The organism is Bradyrhizobium sp. UFLA06-24 (assembly GCF_054967145.1).
This window is the reverse complement of record NZ_JADFUE010000130.1, coordinates 1-7,071: the sequence shown is the minus strand read 5'-3', so window position 1 is coordinate 7,071 and position 7,071 is coordinate 1. Positions and strand designations below refer to the sequence as shown.

Genomic DNA, 7,071 nt, shown 5'->3' with positions numbered 1-7,071 from the left:
ATGGATGCCGCGGCGACGCGCCACGCGAACAAAATAGGCGTCAAGCGTCATTCAAAGGGCGGCAGAGCTACGCTTACTATTGAGCAGGCGGTGCGAGCGAACGAGCGAAGTCCACCACGCGCGTTACTTCCTTCCCGTAACCATCGCTTTCCGCCCATCGAAGCCGCAATCACTAATTAGGCGTCAGCGGAATATGATCAATTATCATAGGTTCGGCATTGAAGAACCGCCCGGACGGTTCTCTTCTTCCCATTGACCCTAAGCCCCAAGGACCCACATGATTCCTGTGGTAATTGCCCAGAGCCAGGCAACCATCCCGACCACGAGCGACGTAACGTAAACGGAACGCATTTTCCAATCCTCAGTGCCGATCAAGGCGCCAAGTGCCCGCCTCGAGGACACGCTGCCTTAGCCGCAAAACCTCAAGGTAGCGGGCTGCAATGCTTTCGCCGAGCGACGCCGGCCGCTTTGACGTTCGTTTGGCCTTCTTCAATTCACGGGATTTCTGTCCCTTCGGAAAAGCACTTTTCATGAAAATCTCCAACGTCTAACAAGAAGCAAAACGCGTACCAACGCATTGAGCCACGACTCACCAAATGTTGGTCACCCGAGTTTCAGCGTGGTTCAGTCAAAGTTCCGTGAGTCAGCTCAATGAGCAAAATTCCAAGCCAAGCAACCGCCGCAGTAACATTGTTCCGCGAAAGGAACATGATGCACGAAAGTTCGGCATGCGTGATAAGCTTCGTAGCGTGGTAACCGCAAAGCTTAAAGCCGTGAGATTTTTCGTCAATCCGACTTCTGACGAACGGCATAAAAATATGCCTCGACATGAATGGTCGTTAATGAAGATGAAAGTCTGCCGGTTCCGATCGCGCGCGATGGCCCGCGAAGAACGCCCGGGCTGCCGGAATATTTGAGGCGCTGCAGCCGGCCGCGCTGGCAACTCTTGCAGAACTTGGTAGCGTTCCCGATCCCAACAGTCTGCCGAACAAGCGCTGATCGCTCACCTGAAGCTGCAGATCGAGAAGCTGAGCATGATCGCTATGGCCCTCGCTCAGAGCGTACCGCGCGGCTGCTCAACGAAAAAGGCCGCCACTGCTGGCGCCCAATTGAATCGCACGACGACAAGATGATTTAACCGGCCTGCAACACTGGACTTCTGCGACGGCGGTGCGCAAGGAGCCCTAGCGCTGCGAATCCTGTGATCAACATAGCCCAGGTTGAGGTTTCCGGAACGGCGGCCGTGAACTGCACCTCGCTCAACATGATCCAAGGCTCCAGTTTCGGATCCCAAGCATTTTCTTGGAAGCCACTCAAGGGGTCATTAAAAACCTTGTTGTTCGCATCCCAATACGTGTTCTCGTACTCGTAGCCATCGCCCTCGAGCGCACCGCGGAAGAGTTGCAGCGAAAATGCCAGATCAGAGGAAATGGCCTGCTTTAGCGCGATCGTAATCACATCCGTGCTTCCCGCATAGGGATTGCTGGCAGGCTTATAGGCAGCCGTCGTCTCGCTATACATCGATGGATCGAGCAGCATTCCGTTCAACGACAGGGTCACGTTGCCAGGTGCCCCAACCAGACCAAGCGATTCGTTTGCTGCAACGTAAAGATTGATTTGGCTGACGAACTGACCAGCAGTCAGATGGAAAGTAATCGTAGGGTCCTGATACTTCCAACCAACATACTGACTGGGCTGACCGTTCAATGATCCATAATAGAGCGACTTCGCGGTTGTCCAGCCGTTCGAAATTTTTCCGTCCGAGCCACTGACGAGCGAGTAGTTGTCGCTCGCGATCGCACCGTCGGTAAGCTTGCCGATGCCACCCGTCAGAAGCGCATTATTCGCGTTCAAATTATTCGGAATTGAACTTGCCGAGCCATTTCTTCCAGCGTTCACGTCAGGAGTGGATTGGCCATTCTTGGTATAGCTGAAGTCGAAGTAGTTCTGACCACCTGTCGGTGTCGTGTACTGGGCGGCGCCGTTGCCGTTGTCCATGTCGTAGCTGCTCACGGTAACAAGCCCAGCGGACGCTGCTGTCACCTGCAGACAAACTGCAACGAGTACGAAGACCAACGAGACGAACAGGTTTTGATGAAAAGGCATTTCCAAACTCCGGCCTCCGAAGGGCAAATCGGAAGCATTAATTTAGATATTGCGATTTTCAGGTTGCAGTCAACTCGGCTTGCATTAACGGTTGTGCTTTTCGCAGCGTTGATTAATTCTGACGCCCGCCCTTCCGCTGGGATTAATCTTTGGAGGATTAGTCGTTGCTGAAGGGCGGCGGCCTGCTGCGACGGGGCACTTCGCGAACTCCGCTAAAGCGTTCACCTCGGGTGTCCAGATCGTGATGCGGGTCATGCCGCCCACCCGATGGTTGACAGGCAAATGGCTGAGTTATCGCCGTGACGACGATTGTTCACGCGGCTTGCGATTATCAATTGGAGCTACAAATCCGCTGGCAACGAGCGGATTGGCAATTGGTGCAAAATCGTTGGTGTAGCCGTCGTCTCCAACGCCGCGGAAGACGAAGAAGCCCCGATCGGTAACGATGGTATCGCCTTTTTTGGAGAACCTCGTCGTTCGTCGCCAGTGGGACCCGATGCGGGCCGCCTCCTCATCAGGCGAGAGTGGCGACCGCCGCATGCGCTCGCCCGCCTCGACGCCGTGGTCGCCAACCAAGATCAGGAGAATCACCGCGAAAATCCTGCGAGCCGTCCGCATTTGCACTTCCAGCGCCGACAACCGCGTCACGGGCACGTTACTCCGCGTCAATGCAAAAAGAAAAGCCGCCCTGCGGCGGCTTTTTGCCGGGTTTGGCTGCCAGCGCGCGTCAGGCGACACGCAGCCTTGCACCCGAGCTCCGACGATAGGCCGTGAAGCCAACGCCCAAGAAACCGACGAGCATCATCGCCCAGGTCGACGCTTCCGGCACGGCGGTCAGAACCACGTTGTCGAGAATCGGGCCAACGTTGGTGCCAAAACCGGGATTGACGGGATTGATGGCCGAGAAGGTCAAATCACCCGCGGTGGTCGTCGTGAAGGTGAGCGAATAATGTTGCAGCGAAGCTCCCGGCGTGACCGAGGAATCAACCGTTGGCGTAAGGGTTTGATTGAAATCCCCTAAGGCGAAGTGCAGCAGCTCGGTAATATATCGGTGGTTGTAGGTATAGGCACCGAAATCAAACGACAGCGTATAGGTGCCGGGGCCGAAGCTCGTCGAGCTGATGGTGCCAAGCTGAAGCTTTGAGCCGTCGAGATCGAGATAGGTCCCGTTGCCGGGATAGAAATCAAAAGAGCTGCCGGCACCGATGACGTCCACAGCGCCCTGCGCCACAGTGAAGTTTGACCCAACGTTAGTCGCGTTTAGGGTCAGAGGCACGCCGTTGAAGTTCTCGGACAGTACGATACCAGCCCGCGCCGGGGTCGCGGCTACAAGAACTCCGATGACGCAAGCCGCCGCGCAGCCAAGTACCCTCTCGTGGCCGAACTTCATTTCATTCACCTCAGTTTAAATCTTATTTAAACCAAGCTAATTGACTCGCCAGACCCGGTCAAGACAGGTCAGGGGTTATCTCGACCCGCGAGGCGATCGCAGACGGCAGTTGCTAATCCACAACACGGCTGCCCGTCGAGCGCAGGGGGACTTCTGCGGACCATAGTCAATCCACGGATGAGCTGCAGATCCGAGTACGGAGCGCTAAAGCGGAGAGGAAGCCCTGCGACGAGCGCACGCGAACGCTGGCCCCAAACAAGACGTCAAACCAGCGAAGACGCGACTAGGGCGGAGCCACGGCAAGCTTCGCGGACCCATAAGCCGCCACATCTGCGGCACAAATGAAAAGGGCCGCCCGCGGCGGCGCTTTCCGGATGATTTTCTTCAGCCGCAGGTTACGTCGAGCGGAGCTGCGCAGAGCCATTTCGGCGATACGCCAGGAAACCTACGCCACAGAAGCCGAGCAGCATCATGGCCCAAGTCGAGGCTTCCGGAACGGCAGGGGTCGAGGTTGCCCCGACGAAGCCAGTCTTCCCGGCGGCAGAATCCCAGACGTCGACGGCGAACCAAACATCATAATTTCCGGGGTTCCGACAACCGCCACCGCATACGACATGGTTGAAGTCGAGATCCTTGACGGACTTGCCCACGATTTCGAAGGTCAAATCGTTGAAGACCTTCGTGACGTTATTGCCGTTGTGCGAGGTGTCCTTGAAGAGCATCTCGTAGTCGAACTCAGGGTTGGCCCCTGAGGTCAGCGGGTTAGCGTTGAACGAACCGGCGGTCTCCGGGTTCGGAGTCTTCGTGCTGATATAGCTGTTCGTGAAATATGTGCCCTTAAGTCCGAGCGAACTTCCCAAGCCGAGAAAGGTCAGGTCAGACACGCCAGCCACGGCGTTGTCGACGTTGAACATCAACGCGTCGTGAACCTGACCAGCATTCCCAGCATTATTGAAATAGACGCCACTTGCCAGCTGCACCGACAATTTCAGATTATTGCCATCGTTGGTCGCCGTCACCGTGCCGAACGATGTAAGCGAGCCGCAGCCGGAGCAGGCCACGTTGAGGTTATAAATCTCTGCCTTTGCTGAGGAATTTGACATCGAGCCAAAACCCAGGAAAGTGGCGAGTAAGATCAAAACATTTTTCATGAGAACCCATGCCAATTCAAATTCAATAATTGAATATTCAATAAATTAAATCTCGTCAAATGCTTGACCATCAGAGAGACGGATTAATCTTAATGACCTGGTCCCCAGGCGCGAGCAGTGTAGTATCGTCGCTTGTACAACCAGATTACTGGTTTCGGAGTGTTCGGATGGTAATGGTCGGTACTTGCATCAACTGCGCTCCGGCGTCGGCAAGCCTCCTGCTTACGATATGCTTAGCGCTGGGGGGACTCGGGCTAGCGGTTTATCGCACCGCCTGACGTCAATCCGAAAGCGCGTCCACGATCGGCCTCGCTGCAATGGCTAGTGCTGCCAGAGCTCGCCTTCACCATTATACCGGCCGCTATGAACTACAGTGCCGGCGAAGGCGTCGAATCGAGCCGGCTCGTACGATCGAGTCCTTCGTTGATAATTTTCAGTTCGCCATCAAGCAGCACAAACATTCTTGATTTTGCTACGACTTCCTCGGAGACGACGTCGCGCGCACATAGCAGTCGCCTATTCTGCACCCTGGGCTCGGCCACTGCCGGCTCCGCTACCATCGCCGGAAACCACGACAATTGTCTTCGATGCAAGATTCGAACGCGTCCTCACAGTTTTGGATACAAAGGCCCGAACCGTTGCATCGAAGGATGCACGAGGTTCGCGCATCGCGGCACATCTGGCAATAGCTTTGCGCAACCACAAACTTCCCGTTCTCGTGCTTTAGGTGAGTTGCGTTCATATCGGTCGCAGACGAGCAGCTCGCGACGATGTATGCAAACAAAGCGATTGCTACCTTCATTGCAATGGCTCCCCGTTCGTCTGCCTAAACATGCTCCCAGGGCCAAGAATTGTCTACGGATTGGTGAGATAGTATGTTGGGTTGTGGGTGGCTCCTGATCCAAACCACGAACGTTAAGGTTGACCGATTAGCTTAAGTTCTGTCCTGAATTGCTAGTAGCCGCATTTCCCGCTAATTTTCGATCGCTCGGGTCAGGTGTATTGGTCAATTGCTTTCATGACGAGAAGGATCGTGTCCCTTGGCGTGGTGTAGCTGGCGGCGGGTCACCGCGTTCGCCGGCGAGAGCCGGGCTGGTCAGCTGGCGATAGCCTGAAGGCTGACAGTGGGATCATCGCTCAATGGCGCGATGGTTTCCAGCGTCATGTAGCGGGCTCGCTGGACGGCCCACTCATCGTTTTGCTCGAGCAGGATCGCTCCGATGAGGCGGACGATGGCATCCTCGTTGGGGAAGATGCCGACCACCTCGGTCCGGCGCTTGATCTCACCGTTGAGGCGCTCGATCGGGTTTGTCGAATGCAGCTTGGTCCGATGCTGGGGCGGGAACGTCATGTAGGCGAGTACGTCGGTCTCAGCCTCGTCGAGGAAGCAGGCCAGTTTGGGCAGCTTGGGGCGGAGCTGATCGGCGACCTTGCGCCACTGCGTTTTGGCGGCCTCGGCATCGTCCTGGGCAAACGCGGTGGCGATGAAGGCGGAGACCACTCGTCATCCGCTCTTGCCGGCATGAGCCAGTGCGTTGCGCATGAAGTGGACGCGGCAGCGCTGCCAGCTGGCATTGAGCACCTTGGCCACGGTGGCCTTGATGCCCTCGTGGGCGTCGGAGACGACCAGCTTGACGCCGCGCAAGCCGCGGCGGGCGAGCTTGCGCAGGAACGCGGTCCAGAACGTCTCGGCCTCGGAGGGGCCGATGTCCATGCCGAGAACTTCTCGCCGGCCGTCACTGTTGACGCCGACCGCGACAATCACCGCAACCGACACGATGCGGCCATTCTGGCGCACCTTCACGTAGGTGGCGTCGATCCACAGATAGGGCCAGTCGCCCTCGATCGGACGGGCGAGGAAGGCCTTCACCTTGTCGTCGATTTCGCCGCACAGTCGGCTGACCTGGCTTTTGGAGATGCCGCTCATCCCCATTGCCTGGACGAGATCCTCGACTGAGCGGGTCGAGACGCCCTGAACGTAAGCCTCCTGAACCACGGCAGTCAGCGCCTTCTCGGCCATCCGGCGCGGCTCCAGGAAGCCGGGGAAGTAAGAGCCTTTGCGCAGCTTGGGAATGCGCAGTTCGACCGCACCGGCGCGGGTCTCCCAGATCCGGTCCCGATAGCCGTTGCGCTGCGCCAGACGCTCGGGACTCTTCTCGCCGTAGGCCGCCCCGGTTTGGCCTTCAACTTCCAGCTCCATCAGGCGCTGGGCCGCAAAGCCGATCATCTCGCGCAACAGATCGGCATCAGGGGTCTTCTCCACGAGCGTGCGCAGGTTCATCATGTCGTCGGTCATCGGTGGTTCCTCGGTTGCGTTGGCGTGTCGCAACCCGATCCTACCGGAGAACTGCCGGTGACCACCGCAAAGCCGCCCGCCCGCTACGGCGCTATCAGGGCGCGCGTCCGGGCGGCTTTGCTCTACCG

The 7,071-nt window shown here is 57.3% G+C and carries 5 protein-coding genes and 1 pseudogene; 1 reads left to right on the top strand and 5 read right to left on the bottom strand.

Annotated features, from left to right (window positions below; genetic code table 11):
- On the top strand, positions 1–180 hold a 180-nt coding region (locus tag IF809_RS37525), incomplete at its 5' end, for a hypothetical protein (RefSeq protein WP_462839999.1).
- Between the two features lie 954 nt (positions 181–1,134).
- Here IF809_RS37525 and IF809_RS37520 read toward each other — a convergent pair.
- The 5 genes and pseudogenes from IF809_RS37520 to IF809_RS37500 all read right to left on the bottom strand — a co-directional run bounded on the left by IF809_RS37520 (position 1,135) and on the right by IF809_RS37500 (position 6,943).
- Positions 1,135–2,106: a hypothetical protein gene (locus IF809_RS37520; protein WP_462839998.1), complete on the bottom strand. Its 972-nt coding sequence runs from the start codon at positions 2,104–2,106 to the stop codon at positions 1,135–1,137.
- Positions 2,107–2,397: 291 nt separating this feature from the next.
- Positions 2,398–2,754 carry a hypothetical protein gene (locus IF809_RS37515; RefSeq protein WP_462839997.1) on the bottom strand — a complete coding sequence of 119 codons (357 nt, stop codon included), beginning with the start codon at positions 2,752–2,754 and terminating at the stop codon, positions 2,398–2,400.
- 79 nt (positions 2,755–2,833) lie between these two features.
- Entirely contained in the window at positions 2,834–3,496 is a 663-nt protein-coding gene (locus tag IF809_RS37510; RefSeq protein WP_462839996.1) for a hypothetical protein, read from the bottom strand.
- A gap of 395 nt (positions 3,497–3,891) precedes the next feature.
- Positions 3,892–4,647, bottom strand: coding sequence for a PEP-CTERM sorting domain-containing protein (locus tag IF809_RS37505; protein ID WP_462839995.1), 756 nt, complete (start codon positions 4,645–4,647; stop codon positions 3,892–3,894).
- Between the two features lie 1,096 nt (positions 4,648–5,743).
- Positions 5,744–6,943, bottom strand: a pseudogene (locus IF809_RS37500) (IS256 family transposase).
- Positions 6,944–7,071: the final 128 nt, after the last annotated feature.

Bases quoted from the DNA above. Each gene is read 5' to 3' on its own strand.
- IF809_RS37520 (WP_462839998.1), bottom strand. From the start codon at position 2,106: ATGCCTTTTCATCAAAACCTGTTCGTCTCGTTGGTCTTCGTACTCGTT.
- IF809_RS37510 (WP_462839996.1), bottom strand. From the start codon at position 3,496: ATGAAGTTCGGCCACGAGAGGGTACTTGGCTGCGCGGCGGCTTGCGTC.
- IF809_RS37505 (WP_462839995.1), bottom strand. From the start codon at position 4,647: ATGAAAAATGTTTTGATCTTACTCGCCACTTTCCTGGGTTTTGGCTCG.